A 17,294-nucleotide genomic window follows, 5' to 3' on the forward strand; every position below is an offset into this window, starting at 1 on the left:
GTTACGGCTGGTAGCGGATGTCAGCGTCGACGCTGCTGCCGCCAGCCTTGCCATCCTTGCCCAGGCTGACCAGCTCATACGGCTGGCCTTCGCCCGGCGCCCGGTACTCCAGTGCGTGGCCCCACGGGTCATTCAGGTCGGCGGGCTTGGCGTACGGGCCGAGCCAGCCGCCGACACCGGCCGGCGCCGTCACCAGGTCGTTGAGCGTGGCCGGCAGCTTGCCGGTGTCGATCTGGTAGTTGTCGATCTTGGAGGCGACGGTCTGCACCTGCGCCTTGGCGATGTTGGCCTTGCCACGGTCGGCGCCGCCCAGCACGCGGCTGGCGACCAGGGTCAGCACCGCGCCGATCAGCACGATGACGATGATGATTTCCAGCAGGCTCATACCCGACTGGTTGCGCGCGGCGGTGAAGGAAAGGCGGATCGGTCGGCGACGGGCAATCATGGACGGTCCTTTCAGTTGCGGAGTATCGGGTTGCAGGGAGTGCCATCGTCAACCGATGGCATTGGTCAGGTCATACAGCGGCACCAGCACGGCCACGATCACCGCGCCGACCACCGAGGCCAGCACCAGGGTGATCGCCGGCACCATCGCCGCCAGCATGCGGTCGATGCGCCGGGCGCTGTCCTGTTCGAAGGTGTCGGCGGCCTTGAGCAGCATGGTATCGAGTGCGCCGGATTCCTCGCCGACCTGGATCATCTGCAGCGCCAGGCGCGGGAACCGCTTGCCGCGCGACAGGGCCAGCGACAGGCCGGCGCCGTTCTTCACTTCATCGGCGGCCGTTTCGACGTCAGCGGCCAGGGCGCGGTTGCCCAGCACGTTGCGCGCGATGCCCAGTGCCCCCAGCAAGGGGACGCCGTTGCGCAGCAGTGTGCCCAGCGTGCGCGCCAGCCGGGCGGTTTCCAGCTCGCCGATGAGGCGACCGATGCCACGCCGCTGCAGCAGCCAGCCATCCAGCGCCAACCGGAACGCCGGTTGCCGCGCCTTGCGCTCGAAGAACAGCACCAGCACGCCGGGCACCACCAGCAGCAGCACCCACCAGTCACGCACGAACAGGCCCAGCTGCAGTACCGCGTTGGTGAACCACGGCAGCGCCACGTCCAGGCTTTCGTACATCTGCGCGAACTGCGGCACCACGTAGCCGAGCAGGAACAACAGCGCGCCACCGACCACCACCAGCAGGATCGCCGGGTAGACCAGCGCGTTGATGACCTTGCCCTGCAGCGCGCGGCTGCGCTCGAGGTAGTCGGCCAGGCGTTGCAGGGTTTCATGCAGGCTGCCACCGGCTTCGCCGGCGCGCACCATGTTCACGTACAGGCGCGAGAACAGCCCATGCTGGCGCTCCAGCGCGGTGGACAGCGGTGCGCCACCGCGCACCACGTCGCGGATGTCGGTGATCGCGCGGCGCGATCGTTCGTCCTCGGGCAACCCCAGCAGGATCGACAGCGCGCGGTCCAGTGGCTGGCCAGCACCGAGCAGGGTCGCCAGCTGCTGGGTGAACTGCAGCAGCGCGGCCCCCTGCAGCGGGCGCTGCTGCAGCAGGTTGCGCCAGCTGCTGCCGCCGATCGCGCCGGCGTCGGCCAGCTGCGTCTCCATCGGCAGGTGGCCCTGGTCCTGCAGGCGCGCGATCAGCTCGGCCTCGCTGGCCGCTTCCATCTGCCCATCGAAGACCTCGCCATGCGGATTGAGCGCCTTGTAGCGATAGTTCGGCATGTCAGCCCCGGCGTCCTGCACGCATCAGCTTTCCTCGGTCACGCGCAGCACTTCCTCGATGGTGGTCTGCCCGCTCAACGCCTTGGACAGGCCATCCTCGTACATGGTGCGCATGCCGGCCTCGCGGGCGATGCGCTCGATCTCGCCCATGCCATCGCGGCGCATCACCGCACGGCGCAGCGCATCGTTCATCACCAGGAATTCCATGATGGTGGTACGCCCCAGGTAGCCGGTCGGTGCCAGCGCAGACGGCTTCGGGCGGTACAGGTGGATCGGCCCTTCCGGCTGCAGGCGGCGCAGTTCGAACCGCTCGATCTCTTCCGGCGAGGCTTCGTAGCGCTCGGCGTGGGTCGGCTCCAGCCGGCGTACCAGGCGCTGGGCCAGGATGCCGTTGATGGTGGACGTGAGCAGGTAGTCCTCCACGCCCATGTCGAGCAGGCGGGTGATGCCACCGGCTGCGTTGTTGGTATGCAGGGTGGACAGCACCAGGTGGCCGGTCAGCGCCGACTGGATGGCGATGCGCGCGGTTTCCAGGTCGCGCATTTCACCGATCATGATGATGTCCGGATCCTGGCGCACGATGCTGCGCAGGGCATTGGCGAAGTCGAGGCCGATCTGCGGCTTGGCCTGGATCTGGTTGATGCCTTCTATCTGGTATTCCACCGGGTCTTCGACCGTGATGATCTTGACGTCGGCGGTGTTGAGCTGGCTCAGCGCGGTGTACAGCGTGGTGGTCTTGCCCGAGCCGGTCGGGCCGGTGACCAGCAGGATGCCATGCGGCTGTTCCAGCACCTTGCGGAACTGCGGCAGGAAGGCATCGGTGAAGCCGAGCCGGTGGAAATCGAACACCACCGTTTCGCGATCCAGCAGGCGCATCACCACGCTTTCGCCATGCGCGGTCGGTACCGTGCTCACGCGCAGGTCCAGCTCCTTGCCCTGCACGCGCAGCATGATGCGGCCGTCCTGCGGCAGGCGGCGCTCGGCGATGTTGAGCCGGGCCATGATCTTGATGCGGCTGATCACCGCAGCGGTGAGGTTGGCCGGCGGGCTTTCGCCCTCCACCAGCACGCCATCGACGCGGTAGCGGACCTTCAACCGGCTCTCGAACGGTTCGACATGGATATCCGAAGCGCGCAGCTCCACCGCACGCTGGATCACCAGGTTGACCAGGCGGATCACCGGTGCTTCCGACGCAAGGTCGCGCAGGTGCTCGATGTCGTCGACCGCACCGCCCTCGCCATCCGCGGTTTCCACGATCGCGCCCATCGCGCTGCGGCCCTGGCCGAACCAGCGCTCGACCAGGTCATCGATCTCCGCGCGCATGCCCAGCACCGGTGTCACCGGGACCCCAAGGGCCAACTGCACGGCCTGCTGTGGATAGGCGTCGTGGGCATCGGCCAGCCACAGCCGCACCCCGTGTTCATCCAACTCCAGCGGGCACACATGGAACTGCTTCAGGAAGCGCAGCGACAGCGGAAGTCCCTCGGCCAGCGCCTGCGGCGGGGCCTCCGGCACCTGCTTGCCCTCCAGCAGCGGCAGGCCCAGCACCTCAGCGCTGGCCTGTGCCTGGTCGCGTTCAGACACCAGGCCCAGGCGCACCAGCAGGCCCAGCAGACTGCCGCCGGCCTCGGCATGCAATGGCCGCGCGCGTGCCAGGTCTCCTTCCTTGAGCCGGCCGCGCGCCAGCAACGCATCCAGGATGCGGCCTTCGGCGTCGTCGGTAACGGTTGCAGCGAGCGCGTTCACGTGACTCTCCTGTCAATCGGCCCGACTTTAGCAGTTAAGCCGTGATTTCCGCCGCCCTGCGGCCACCTTTCGTAAAAAGACGAAGCCCGTCACACAGGGTGACGGGCGTCGGCCGTTCAACTACGACACGAGGTGATTACTGCGTGGCGAGAATGCTCACGCCGTTGTATGCCGCTTCGCCCACCACCTTGATGTAATAGGTGCCCGCCACCGGCTTGTTCACCCGCACCGTTTCGGACGTGCCGGGACGGGTCGACTTGCCGTCGTTGTCGCTGGCGCTCGGCTCACGCCCCTGGGCAATGTAGACCGAGACGTTGCCGGTGCCACCGTAGGTGATCACGCTGAGCTGCTTTCCGGCAACGGCTTCGAAGCTGTACAGCTTGCTGCTGCCGGCAGCACCGTTCAGGCCGCCGACTGCGGCCTTGTTGGTCAGCGGCGTGGCCGCCGGCCCGCAGTTTTCGGTGCACGGTTCTTCCAGTGCCTTGGCCAGCGCGGCCTTGGCATCAAGGATGCCGGTACCGATCGGGGTCGCCGCCGGGATGGCGACCGGGAACGGACGCGCCGTTTCCTTCAGCAGGGTACGCATCGCGGCCGGGGTCAACGGATCCTTGCCCTTGGCGATCAGTGCGCTCTGCACCAGTGCCGCAACGGCGGCCACATGCGGCGAGGCCATCGAGGTACCGCCCATGCCCATGTAGCCCGGCGTGCCCGATTCCGGCGTGGTGGCCGCATTGGAGCCGGTCTGCCAGATGTAGCCGCCCGGGTTGCCGTCGACACTGCCGCCACCGCCCGGACCGGACAGGTCCACGCGGGCTCCATAGTTGGAGTAGTAGGTGATGCCACCGGTGATGCGGGTGGCACCCACGGTCACCACGCCTTCGCAGCTGGCCGGCTGGTACTTGGACGCGTTGTCGGCTTCATTGCCGGCAGCCACCACCACCGTGGTACCGCGCGAGATCGCGCCGTTGATCGCGTCCTGGTAGGTGCTGGCGCAGGAACCACCGCCCCCCAGGCTCATGTTGATGATCTCGGCCGGATTGGTGTTGGCCGGAATGCCGGTCACGGTACCGCCGGAGGCCCAGGTCACCGCATCAGCGATGTCGGACAGGTAGCCGCCGCACTTGCCCAGCACGCGGACCGGCAGCACCTTGGCCTTGTAGGCGACACCGGCCATGCCGACGCCGTTGTTGGTCTGCTCGGCCACGGTGCCAGCGACGTGGGTGCCGTGCCAGGAACTGTCGTCGGCCAGCGAGCCGTCATAGCACTCGTTGTCGTTCTCGACCCAATCACCGTAGTCCTGCGCACCCGGCACGCGATCGTTGGTCGGGCGCCGCGAGGTCTCCGCATCGCTGATGAAGTCGTAGCCTTCCAGCAGGTTTCCGACCAGGTCCGGATGCTGCGGCAGGACGCCGGTATCGATCACTGCCACCACGATGCCCTCGCCCTGCGAGACATCCCACGCCGCCGGTGCGTTGATGCCGCCGACCGCATTGTGCAGATGCCACTGGTTCTGCTGGTAGAAGGGATCGTTCGGCACCAGCGCCGGCTGCACGTTGCCGGCACGCAGTTCGCTGCGGCGCAGTTTCACGTCGGCTTCGGCGTACTGCACCGACGGATCGGCCTTCAGTTCCTTCAGCACGCGCTGCAGTTCGGCCGGTGCCAGGCGGCCCTGCACACGGATGAGGTCCGCACCGGTAGACAGCTTGCGGACCACCTGCGGGCCGAGCGTGCTGGCGCGTGACGTGCCGCCGGAGAGACTGGCACGGGTCAGTGCGGACTGCACGGTGGACAGCTTCGCCGAGCGGTCGGTGGCGGCAGCAGCGCCGGCCCGGTACTTGACGATGATGCGCTCGGTACCCGGCTGGGCGGTGCTGGCCTGGCGCACCGGTTCACGGGTCGGCAACCCGGCGGCGTGGACGGCACCGACCGCCGTCATCGACAGCACGGCGGCGGCAAGCACATTGATGCGAAGGTTCTGCTTCTTGATCACGTCGAATTCCTCTTCTGGGTCATGGATCGAACCAACACTGCGGCCATCATTCCTTGACGACTCCCGGCCGGCCCAGCCGGGATTGCCGTGACCTCCCCCCAGGCCCTCACTGCAGGTACGGCGCCGGCGTGGGTGGCCGCCGGCGCGATGGAGTGGCTTACCAGCCGAAGCCGGCACCGACGCCGACCGAACTGTCGTCACTGCTGAAGGCGCCGCCGAAGGTGACCGTGGCGCGATCGCTGATCGCACGCTGGTAACCCAGCGACAACGCCGACTCGCCACCCTGGAAACCGATGCCGACGCCGACACGGTTCTGGGTGCGGATACCGGCGGCACTGGTGGCCATGTTGAGCATCGCTGCGCTCATCGCGCCCTGGCGGTCGATGCGGCGGTCCATGTGGCGCAGGCGTCCGTCGATCTCGCCCTTGAACACATCGAAGCTGTCGGCAACGGCCTGGACGCGGCTGTCGGTGTAGCTGTTCGCCGTCGCCATGCCACGGTCCAGCTGGCCCTTGTTGACGGCGTCGGTGGCGGTGGTGCCCGCGGCGACGTTGGTGACCTGGCGTTCGTTGCCTTCGCTGCCCACCGAGACCGTGTTGGCACGATCGGCAACCGAGCCCTGGCCCAGCGCCACGGCATTTGCCGCCGTGGCACTGGCGCCCTGGCCGATGGCCGTGGACGAAGCGCCGCTGGCTACCGCGCCATCGCCCATGGCCACGGCGTTGAAGCCGGTGGCCGGGGTGCCGACCGGAATGCCCGCCCCCGCCGCGGCCACCGTCGGCGTGCCCTGCACGCGTGCGGTACTGGCCGGCGCGGCATCGGCCGTTGCCGGTGCGTCGGCCACGCTGGCCTGCGGGCTTTCATCCAGCGAAGCACTCATTGCGCGCAGGCTGGACGCGCCTGCACGCGTGCCACCGGCAGTACGACGGTCAATCTCACTGACCTTGCGGTCCAGCGCGCCCAGCGCATCGCCGACATTGCTGTAGGTGGCGCCCTGGATCACGTAGTTCGGCGCCACGAACACACCCTGCATGCCGACGCTGGCACCACCGCCGAGGAAGCTGGCGGCATCACTGAGCGACTGGAACAGCTGCCCGCCATTGATCGCCTGGCGGCTGCCGGCGGCGATGTTGCCCGCGCCGACGTTGTCGATGGTGGTGCCCTGGAAGCCGGACAGGGTCAGGCGGTCACGGCTGGCGTCGTCATAGCCGACGGCGCTGGCCGCCGTGGTCTCGACCGTGGCGATGCGCGAGTCGAAATCACCGACACGGGTTTCCACGGCGCCCACGCGCTGGTTGGTGACGTTGAGCTGCGAGCCGGTGACCGCGTCGCTGCTGCCGGCGGCGATGCGGCCGTCGGCCACATTGACGATGCGGCGCGCGGCCGGGCCATCGGTGCCGTTGCCACCACCGACCGACACCACGTTGGCATCGAGCGCACGCGAGCCCGCACCCAGTGCCACCGAGTTCGCACCGGACGCGCCGGCACTGTTGCCCAGTGCAAGCGCACCGTTGCCGATGGCCATCGCATTGGCACCCAGCGCATTGCTGCGTGCGCCGCTGGCACTGGCGGCCGAACCGATCGCTGCGGCATCGCTGCCGCTGGCACTGGCGGTACCCGCGCCGCTGGCCTTGACGTAGCGTGCGGTGCCATCGGCGGTCGCCGCGACCGCATCGAGCTGGCCACGATTGACTGCATCGGTGCGCTCGGTACCGGCGGCGACACGGGTGATCTGACGATCACTGCTGGCACTGCCGACCGACACGGTGTTGGCACGATCAGCCACCGAGCCTGCGCCCAGTGCGATGCTGCCGGCCGCCGAAGCGTTGGCACTGACACCCACCGCGGTGGCGTTCGCACCGGTGGCCTTGCTGCCGTAGCCCACCGCAGTACCCAGTCGACCACTGGCTTCGGCGTAGCTGCCCAGCGCCGAGGCGCCATCGGCCGAGGCAGTGGCGCGGAAACCGCTGGCCTGCGACTGCGTGCCGCTGGCCGTGGCCTGCGCGCCGCTGGCGGTGCTGTAGGCGCCCTTGGCCTGGGCGCCGGCGCCGGTAGCGCTGGCGCCGAGTTCACTGGCGCGGGCAGCGCTGCCCACGGCCACGCTGTCGACACCACTGGCCTGTGCGTTGGTACCCAGTGCCGCCGCGTTGCTGCCGGTCGCCAGGGCGTCGGCGCCTACCGCCGTGGCGTTGGCGGCCATCGCGTTGGCGCCACTGCCCAGCGCGGTGGCACCGTTGCCGATGGCGTTGGACGCGTTGCCGGCGGCCAAGGCGTTGTCACCGTCCACCAGGGCACCGGCCTCGCCATCGGCATTGCCGCTGGCCTGGAACTGGCGGCTGGTCCTGTCGGCGACGCTGGCAACGGCATCCAGCTGGCCCTTGTTCACCGCGTCGGTGGCTTCGGTACCGGCTGCCACATGGGTCACCTGGCGTTCGCCACCGGCCTTGCCGACGGCCACGGTGTTGTCACGGTCGGCCTTGGAGCCGGCACCGAGGGCGACACTGTTGCTGCCGTTGGCGGTGGCGTTGGCGCCCAGGGCCGTGGCATTGCTGCCGGCGGCCCACGAGTTCCAGCCGATTGCCGTGGCGTAGTCTTCGGTCGCCCATGCGCCGGCACCGAACGCCGCCGCACCGGTGCCACTGGCACGCGACGGGATCAGGCCGAAGAAGGTGCTGCCACCGATGGCCACGCTCTCCTCGCCGCTGGCCTCGCTGGACTGACCCACCGCCACGGCACCGGTACCGGCTGCAGCAGCACCGAAGCCGACGGCGGTCGTGTTGGCACCACTGGCCGCCGAGCCGTAGCCCAATGCGGTGCCGAGGCGTCCACTGGCCTCGGCATAGCCACCGACGGCAGTGGTGCCATCGGCAGAGGCGGCACTACGGAAGCCGCTGGCCAGGGCCTGCGTGCCGCTGGCGTTGGATTCGGTGCCGGTTGCCGTGCTGTACGCACCGCTGGCCTGTGCACGCGCACCGACCGCGCTGGCGCCGAGCTCGCTGGCGCTGGCACCGGTGCCGAGCGCAAGGCTGTCTTCACCGCTGGCCTGCGCTGTGCTGCCCAGCGCCGCCGCATTGTTGCCGGTGGCCAATGCATCGATGCCCACGGCCGTGGCGTTGGCCGCCAGCGCGTTGGCACCGCTGCCCAGCGCGGTGGCCCCGTTGCCGATGGCGTTGGCCGCATCGCCGGCCGCCAGCGCGTTGTCGCCCTCGACCAGTGCCCCTGTTTCGCCATCGGCGTTGCCGCTGGCCTGGAACTGCCTGCTGGTCTTTTCCGCTGCGGCGGCTACGGCGTCGAGCTGGTTCTTGTTGACCGCATCATTGCCCTGCGTGCCATCAGCCACGTTGGTGATCTGGCGGGTGTTGCCACCGCCCCCGACCGACACGGTGTTGTCGCGGTCGGCGATCGAATCGGCACCCAGCGCCACGCTGTTGGCAGCGCGCGATTCGGCGGCGTTGCCCAGCGCGGTGCTGTTGATGCCACCGGACCAGGCGCCGCCACCGACGGCGGTGGAGTAGTTGCCCGATGCTTCGGTGGCCAGCACGCCGAACAGCGATCCGCCGACGGCGACGCTGTTGGTGCCGGTGGCCAGGCTGCCCTGGCCAGTGGCGGTGCTGTAGGCACCGGAGGCTTCCGAATCACCGCCCAGCGCCACGCTGTTGGAGCCGGAGGCATTGGCGAAGTTGCCGAAGGCTGTGGCATTGAAGGCCGAGGCCTGTGCATAGCCACCGATGGCGGTGCTGTAGCCGCCGGTCGCCTCGGCACCGATGCCGAACGCTGCCGACGCGGTGCCACTGGCGACACTCTCGCTGCCGACCGCGGTGGCGCCGCTGCCACTGGCATTGCTGAAGTACCCCACTGCCACCGCCTCCTCGCCGGAGGCTTCGGACAGCACGCCGGTCGCGGTGCTGCCAGCACCGCTGGCGATGCTGGCCGCACCGAACGCCGCACTCTGCTCGCCACTGGCCTCGCTTTCCGCACCCTGCGCGGTTGCGTATTCAGCGGTCGCCTGCGCATTTGCACCGACCGCGCTGGCGTTGGCGGCGCTGGCCAGGGCGTTGACGCCCAGTGCCTGCGCATTGCTGGCCAGCGCGTTGGCGCCACTGCCGAGTGCGGTGGCCCCGTTGCCGATGGCGTTGGCCGCATCACCGGCGGCCAGCGCGTTGTCACCGTCCACCAGTGCACCGGCCACATCACCGCCGTTGCCGCTGGCCTGGAAGAAGCGGCTGGTGGTGGCTGCCGCGCCCGCCACGGCATCCAGCTGCGCCTTGTTCACCGCGTCGGTGGCCTGGGTACCGGCGGCGACGTTGGTCACCTGGCGTTCGTTGCCGGTGCTGCCGACCGAAACGCTGCGGGCGCGGTTGGCGACCGAGCCGGCGCCCAGTGCGACGGCGTTGCTGGCGCTGGCGTTGCTGCCGGCACCGAGCGCGATCGCGCTTTCACCACCGGCCACCGTGTTGGTGCCGATGGCGATGCTGTTGAGGCTGTTGCCCAGCGCCTGGAAGCCCAGCGCCACGCTGTTGTCGCCATAACCGAATGCGCCGCGACCGACGGCGGTGGAGCTGGTGCCGTTGGCCCAGCTGTTGTAACCGATGGAGGTCGCACCACTGCCACTGGCCCAGGCCGCGTTGCCAAATGCCGAGGCATTGGTGGCCGTTGCCCAGGCGCCGGAACCGAACGCACTCGCCCCGCTTGCGGTAGCCCAGCTGTAGCCACCGACGGCGGTGCTGTCGTCACTGCTGGCGAAGGCGCTGTCGCCAACCGCAACCGCGTAGCTGCCGGTCGCACGCGACTTGCCGCCGGCCGCGAAGCTGTTGTCTCCGCTGGCCCTGGCGGCGTTGCCGAACGCACTGCTGGCAGCACCGGTCGCCTGCGCACCACTGCCGACCGCTGTGGCGTCGGCGACGGCAGTGGTGCCGACCTGCTGTGCCGTACCGTCGGCACCGATGATCGGCTGGTTGTACTCGTCGTAGGCCTGGCCGAGGCCACCGATGGCAACACCGCCATTGCCGGTGGCGTTGCTGTTGCGACCCACCGCCACGGCGTCGTCACCGATGGCCGAGGCTGCTGCGCCCTGTGCAATCGCGCCGGCGCCGATCGCATTGCTCGACGAACCCGCCGCAACCGCACCTTCGCCCTCGGCCAATGCACCCGCATCGCTGCCTGCTTCCGGCTGGGCCTGGAAGAAGCGCGCTGTGCTGTCGGCGGTGCTGGCCACCGCGTCGAGCTGCGCCTTGTTCACTGCATCGGTGGCTTCACTGCCCGCGGCGACGCTGGTGATCTGCCGTTCGTTGCCGGCACTGCCCACGGCCACGCTGTTGGCACGCACCGCTTCGGAGTTGGCGCCGAGCGCAACGCTGTTGGCACCGCGTGCGGTGGCGTAGTAGCCCACGGCGGTGCTCTGCGCGCCGCTGGCCCAGGTCTGCGCGCCGAGCGCGCTGGCGTTCTCGCCCGGTGCGTAGGCGAAGTAGCCGACCGCAGTCGCTTCGGCGCCGGACGCTTCGGTCAGGCTGCCGTTGGCCACCGCGCGATCACCGCTGGCGATGGCACCGGCGCCGACGGCGGTCGACGCTTCGCCGCTGGCCTGGGTCTGCACGAAGAAGCCCAGGCCTGGAATCAGATCGGCCGGGCCGCCGATGGCCACGCTGCTGGTGCCGGTGGCATTGCTCTGCGTACCCAGCGCGGTGGAGTAATCACCGATGGCATTGGCAACCGCACCGAACGCGGACGACTGCGCGCCGGCGGCATATGCGCCCACGCCAAAGGCAGACGCGGCGAAACCGCCGGCCTCGGCACTCGCACCCACCGCAGTACCACCGACACCGGCACTGGTGGCGCCGGTTTCCACCGGCACGCCGCCACTGGTGATCAGCGGATTGCCATCGGCATCCACCGCAGCACCACCGACGGCGACACTGCCTGGGCCGTTGGCCTGCGCGTTGTTGCCGAACGCGGCACTGTTCTGACCTGAGGCCAGTGCGTTGTTGCCCACCGCGGTCGCGTTCTGTGCGACGGCATTGGCGCCCGCGCCCACGGCGGTGGTGCCGTTGCCGATGGCGTTGGCCGCCTCGCCAGCCGCCAGCGCCTCGTCGCCCTCGGCCAATGCACCCGCATCACTGTTGCTGCTGCCAGTGGCCTGGAAACGCTTGGCGGTGGCATCGGCCACGGCGGCGACGCCCTTCAACTGGCCGACGTTGACCGCGTCGGTGTCTTCGGTGCCCGCCGCGACGCTGGTGATCTGCCGGGTCAGGCCGTATTCGGCGGCGCCGACCGACACGGTGTCGACACGGTCGGCCAGCGAGCCGGCGCCCAGCGCCACGCTGCCGGTGGCGACCGCCGCCGAGTTGGACCCCAGCGCGGTGCTGTACTCACCCACGGCAGTGCTGAACGCCCCCACCGCGATCGATGCTTCATTGGCGGCAGTGGCGCCGCGGCCCAGTGCGGTGCTGCCCGGGCCCATCGCCACGGCACCACCGCCGACGGCCGTCGCGCCATCGGCAGTGGCTTCGGACAACGCACCGAGTGCGGTGGCCGCGCCGTTCTCGCTGGCTGCGTACGCGCTGGCGCCGACGGCTGTATCGCCAAGCCCGAACGCGGCCGCGCTCTGCCCGACCACCACGCTGGCATCGCCGATGGCCAGGGCGCCCTGGCCGAAGGCACTCGCGCCGAGACCGGCGGCAATGGCCTGGGTTCCGATGGCGGTGGTGGCGTTGGCCAGCGCCTGTGCACCGGCGCCGGCCGCGACTGCGCCCTGCCCCTCGATCTTCGCCGCGTCGCTGTCATCGCCTGCGCCGTCGGCCTTGAAATAGCGGTTTCCATCGGCGGCGACATCAGCCAGCGCGGCCTGCGTGGCGCGCGCCTGCGCGTCCAGCTGCGCCTTGTTCACCGCATCGGTGCCCTGCGTGCCAGCAGCCACGTTGGTGATCTGCCGCTCCTTGCCGGCATCGCCGATGGACACGGTATTGGCCCGCGTGGCCTTGGAGCCAGCGCCCAGCGCCACGCTGTTGGCGGCGCTGGCATTGCTGTTGCTGCCGATCGCCACCGCGTTGCTGCCCTTGGCCGTGGCCGAGCCTTCGATCAGGCACTTTTCCAGCAGCTTGCCGCTGAATGCAACGCAGGTGGCGCTGCCGCCGATCTGCACCGACTGTGCCGTCGCGCTGCCGCTCATGCCCAACCCCAATACCAGGCCCAGTGCCACCGCCAGCAGTGCGGGCGTGGCCTGTGTCGCATCGCGGCGCTGGTCGACGACCCCGCCACTGCTGCTGTCGGAGGAGGCCAGTTCCGAGGCCACCACCAACTGACCCAGTGCTTTGTTCCAGACCTTGCGATAAATCCGATTCATCGGTACGGCTCCTGATTGGACTGGTTTTGGGCAAAGCAACGCCACCGCTGGGCTTTCCGGCCCAACGTCCCCTGGGGGCGTTTATTCGCGTGATTTACTGCGGGGTATTGCCGAACGGCGCGCAGCGACAGAAAACCGAGCGCGTGCGCCAACCGGTTACTGCGAAATGAATGATTCTGAAACGGGGTTCAAGTGTTAACGGCAACTTTGCAGATCGTCAAGACTTTGACACGACAAATCCTATTGCCGTGAAGCAGTTCACTATTTCACGTGTTTATAAAGGCATTTTGTTAGACATACGTGACGAACTGCTGGCGCATGAAAACGGATGTAACTAGCGGCCAGATCAGCAATTTCACGCACACAAAGAAAAACCCGCCGACAAAGCGGCGGGTTTTTCCATACGCGGTGGCATTGCGGCCTGCGCGGAACGATGCGATCAGCCGCACCACACCCGCGCGTTGCGGAACATGCGCATCCACGGCGAATCACCCTGCCATTCAGCCGGTGCCCAGCTCAGGTTGAGCGCGCGCGGGGTGCGCTCCGGGTGCGGCATCATGATGGTGACGCGGCCGTCGGTGCTGGTCAGGCCGGTGATGCCGTCCGGCGAACCGTTCGGGTTCAGCGGGTACTGGCTGGCGACGTTGCCATGGCCATCGATGTAGCGCAGCGAGACGCGGGCGGCAGCCTGGTCGACGGCGTTGTCGAACACGGCCTGGCCTTCGCCGTGCGCCACCGCTACCGGCAGGCGCGAGCCGGCCATGCCACGCAGCAGGATCGACGGCGATTCCACCACTTCCAGCAGCGCGGTGCGGGCTTCGAACTGCTCGCTGGCATTGCGGCGGAACTGCGGCCAGTGTCCGGCACCCGGGATGATGTTCTTGAGCTGGCTCATCATCTGGCAGCCGTTGCACACGCCCAGCGCGAAGCTGTCTTCGCGCGCGAAGAACGCGGCGAAGGCATCACGCAGCGCACTGCGCTCCAGGATCGAGGTGGCCCAGCCACGGCCGGCACCGAGCACATCGCCGTAGCTGAAGCCGCCGCAGGCGACCAGGCCGGTGAAATCCTGCAGCGCCACGCGGCCTTCGATCAGGTCGCTCATGTGCACGTCGAAGGCGCGGAAGCCGGCACGTTCGAAGGCGTTGGCCATTTCGATCTGGCCGTTGACGCCCTGCTCGCGCAGCACCGCCACGCGCGGACGCGCACCGGTGCTGATGAACGGTGCCGCCACATCCTCGTTCAGGTCGAAGCTGAGCTTGGGCTTCAGGCCCGGTGCGTTGAAGGCACGGGCGACCTCGCGCTCGGCATCGGCGTTGGCCGGGTTGTCGCGGCGCTTCTGCATCGCGTGGGTGACCGACCACCAGGCGTCGAACAGTGCGTCCCAACGCCATTCGGCCAGGTTCTCGCCACCCAGCGACACGCGCACCACCGGCGCGGTGGTCGGCTTGGCGATGCGCTGTGCGCATTCGGTCAGTGCGTGGCGTTCGACCAGGTCGGCGAACGCAGCGCGGTCTTCGCGCGCGATCTGCACCACCGCACCCAGTTCTTCGTTGAACAGGCTGCGGAACGGATCATCGCCCCAGGCATCGAGCGTGATGTCCAGGCCAAGGCGCGAAGTGAAGGCCATTTCGCACAGCGCGGCGAAGGCACCACCGTCGCTGCGGTCGTGGTAGGCCAGCAGCAGGCCGGACTGGCGCGCATCGCGGATCAGCTCGAAGAAGCCACGCAGGCGCTGCGGATCGTCCAGGTCCGGAGCGGCACCGGCGAAGGCCGGCAGATCGCCATGGTCGGCGTGCACCTGGGCCAGGATCGAACCGCCCAGGCGCTGCTTGCCGGCACCCAGGCCGATCAGCCACAGCTCGCTGTCCACGTCGCGGTCGAGCAGCGGGGTCAGCTGCTTGCGCACGTCGGCGACCGGCGCGAACGCCGAGATCACCAGCGACACCGGCGACACGCTCTTGTGCGCTTCGCCCTGGTCGTGCCACTGCGCCTGCATCGACAGCGAGTCCTTGCCCACCGGGATGCTGATGTCCAGCTGCGGGCACAGTTCCATGCCCACCGCCTTCACCGCGTCGTACAGCAGTGCGTCTTCGCCCGGATGGCCGGCCGCGGCCATCCAGTTCGCCGACAGCTTGATTTCATCCAGCGCATCGACCGGGGCCGCACACAGGTTGGTCAGCGCTTCGCCCACCGCCATGCGTGCCGACGCAGCGGCGTCGAGCAGGGCCAGCGGGGTGCGCTCGCCGATCGACATCGCTTCGCCGGCCACGCCATCGAAGTCGGCCAGGGTGATCGCCACGTCGGCCACCGGCAGCTGCCACGGGCCGACCATCTGCTCACGCGCGGTCAGGCCACCGACGCTGCGGTCACCGATGGTGACCAGGAAGTTCTTCGAGGCGACGGTCGGGTGCGCGAGTACGCGCAGGCCGGCTTCCTGCAGGTCCAGGCCGCCGGTCTTCAGCACCGGCCAGCGCGGTGCCGGCGGGTGCGCGGTGTCGCGGTGCATCTTCGGCGGCTTGCCGAACAGCACGTCCATCGGCAGGTCGATCGGCGCATCGGCCGGGGTGTGGCCCGGCACGGCACCGTAGGCCACCACCAGGTGCTCCTCGGCGGTGGCCACGCCAACGGCAGCGAACGGGCAGCGCTCGCGGGCGCACAGCGCGGCGAACTCGGCCAGGCGCTCTTGGGCCACGCCCAGCACGTAGCGCTCCTGCGACTCGTTGCACCACAGCTGCATCGGCGACAGCGACGGATCATCGGTGGGCACCTTGCCCAGGTCGATGACACCGCCGACCTTGGAGTCGTGCAGCAGTTCGGGGATGGCATTGGACAGGCCACCGGCACCGACGTCGTGGAAGAACTTGATCGGGTTGTTGGCGCCCATCGCCACGCAGCGGTCGATGACCTCCTGGCAGCGGCGCTCCATTTCCGGGTTGTCGCGCTGCACGCTGGCAAAGTCCAGGTCCTCGGCGCTCTCGCCGGAGGCCACCGAACTGGCCGCGCCGCCGCCCAGGCCGATCAGCATCGCCGGCCCGCCGAGCACGATGACCGCATCACCGGCCTGCAGCGGGATCTTGTCGACCTGCACGCGGTCGATCGCGCCGAGGCCGCCGGCCAGCATGATCGGCTTGTCGTATGCACGCACCAGATCGGCGCCTTCGGGCAGCTCGAAGCTGCGGAAGTAGCCGAGCAGGTTCGGGCGGCCGAATTCGTTGTTGAACGCGGCGCCGCCGAGCGGGCCGTCGGTCATGATTTCCAGCGCCGGCGCCATGCGCGGGTTCAGCGCGCGCGGCGCTTCCCACGGCTGCGGCAGCTCGGGGATGCGCAGGTGCGAGACCGAGAAGCCGGTCAGGCCCGCCTTCGGCTTGCCGCCACGGCCGGTCGCGCCCTCGTCGCGGATCTCGCCACCGGCACCGGTCGAGGCACCCGGGAACGGCGCGATCGCGGTCGGGTGGTTGTGCGTTTCCACCTTGATCTGGAACGCGCTGGGCACCTGCGGCTCGCGGCGGTATTCGCCACTGGCCGGATCGGGGCGATAGCGCGAGGCCGGATGGCCTTCGATCACCGCGGCATTGTCGCTGTACGCGCTGAGCGTGTGCTGCGGAGTCTGCTGGTGGGTGTTCTTGATCATCCGGAACAGCGAGCGGTCCTGCTCCTGGCCGTCGATGGTCCAGCTCGCGTTGAAGATCTTGTGGCGGCAGTGCTCGGAATTGGCCTGCGCGAACATCATCAGTTCCACGTCCGACGGCGACCGGCCCAGCGCAGTGAAACGCTCGCGCAGGTAGTCGATCTCGTCCTGGGCCATGGCCAGGCCGAGGCGCTGGTTGGCGGCCTCCAGCTGGTCCACCGGCACGCGCTCCAGTTCACCCCGGGCCGGTGCCGAGAACAGCGCCTGGCCCTGTTCCACGGTCTCCAGCACCGACTGCGTCATCGGGTCGTGCAGCGCCTTGACCAACGCCTGCTGGGCGGCGGCATCGGCCGGCCAGCCCTGCACGTCGATGCGCAGGCCACGTTCGACCCGGCTGACCGGCTGGCCGGCACCGCGGACCAGTTCGGTGGCCTTGCTCGACCACGGCGACAGCGTGCCCAGGCGCGGCACCACGATGCGGCTGACCGCGCCGTCGGCCACGGCTTCGGCCTGCGGCGCCGCTTCGAGGATGCGGCACAGGGTGGTCAGGTCGGGGGCGGCGCTGCCTTCGGGCTGCACGAAGTAGACGTGCCAGGCACCACTGATGCGCAGGGAGGGAGCGATGGACTGCAGGCGGGATTCAAGACGTTCGCGGCGGAACGGCGACAGGGCGGGCGCGCCCTCGAGGACCATCATGTCCGGGGAACCGTAGTTGGGAAACGGGCCCGACATTGTACCGGAAGCGGGGGAAGGGCTCTGGCCGGGCGGCGCCCGGCACCCGCCGAGGCCAGGGCAACGGCAACAGCAACGGCCAAAGCAAAAGCAGGGTTCCCGTGGGGTGGCGGGGTGGGTCCGGTGGCGGGGGACGCCGTAAACC

At 69.1% G+C, this 17,294-nt stretch carries 6 protein-coding genes; all 6 read right to left on the reverse strand.

Going from position 1 to position 17,294, the window contains the following annotated elements; all coding sequences use genetic code 11:
* Position 1: 1 nt before the first annotated feature.
* The 6 genes from gspG to purL all read right to left on the reverse strand — a co-directional run bounded on the left by gspG (position 2) and on the right by purL (position 17,113).
* The gene (gene gspG, locus VG561_RS14315; RefSeq protein WP_014645890.1) at positions 2–445 is read right to left on the reverse strand and encodes a type II secretion system major pseudopilin GspG; all 444 of its coding nucleotides are present in this window, start codon (positions 443–445) and stop codon (positions 2–4) included.
* 48 nt (positions 446–493) lie between these two features.
* Positions 494–1,714, reverse strand: coding sequence for a type II secretion system protein XpsF (gene xpsF / locus VG561_RS14320; protein ID WP_032956504.1), 1,221 nt, complete (start codon positions 1,712–1,714; stop codon positions 494–496).
* Between the two features lie 24 nt (positions 1,715–1,738).
* Entirely contained in the window at positions 1,739–3,460 is a 1,722-nt protein-coding gene (gene gspE / locus VG561_RS14325; protein ID WP_014035931.1) for a type II secretion system ATPase GspE, read from the reverse strand.
* Between the two features lie 136 nt (positions 3,461–3,596).
* The gene (locus VG561_RS14330; protein ID WP_142235425.1) at positions 3,597–5,450 is read right to left on the reverse strand and encodes a S8 family peptidase; all 1,854 of its coding nucleotides are present in this window, start codon (positions 5,448–5,450) and stop codon (positions 3,597–3,599) included.
* Between the two features lie 157 nt (positions 5,451–5,607).
* Positions 5,608–12,789: an ESPR-type extended signal peptide-containing protein gene (locus tag VG561_RS14335; protein ID WP_423179713.1), complete on the reverse strand. Its 7,182-nt coding sequence runs from the start codon at positions 12,787–12,789 to the stop codon at positions 5,608–5,610.
* A 439-nt stretch (positions 12,790–13,228) separates the two neighbouring features.
* Positions 13,229–17,113, reverse strand: a complete 3,885-nt coding sequence (gene purL, locus VG561_RS14340) for a phosphoribosylformylglycinamidine synthase (RefSeq protein WP_111205448.1) — start codon at positions 17,111–17,113, stop codon at positions 13,229–13,231.
* Positions 17,114–17,294 lie beyond the last annotated feature (181 nt).

It is taken from the genome of Stenotrophomonas sp. CASM110 (assembly GCF_049384345.1).
GTDB lineage: Bacteria > Pseudomonadota > Gammaproteobacteria > Xanthomonadales > Xanthomonadaceae > Stenotrophomonas > Stenotrophomonas muris.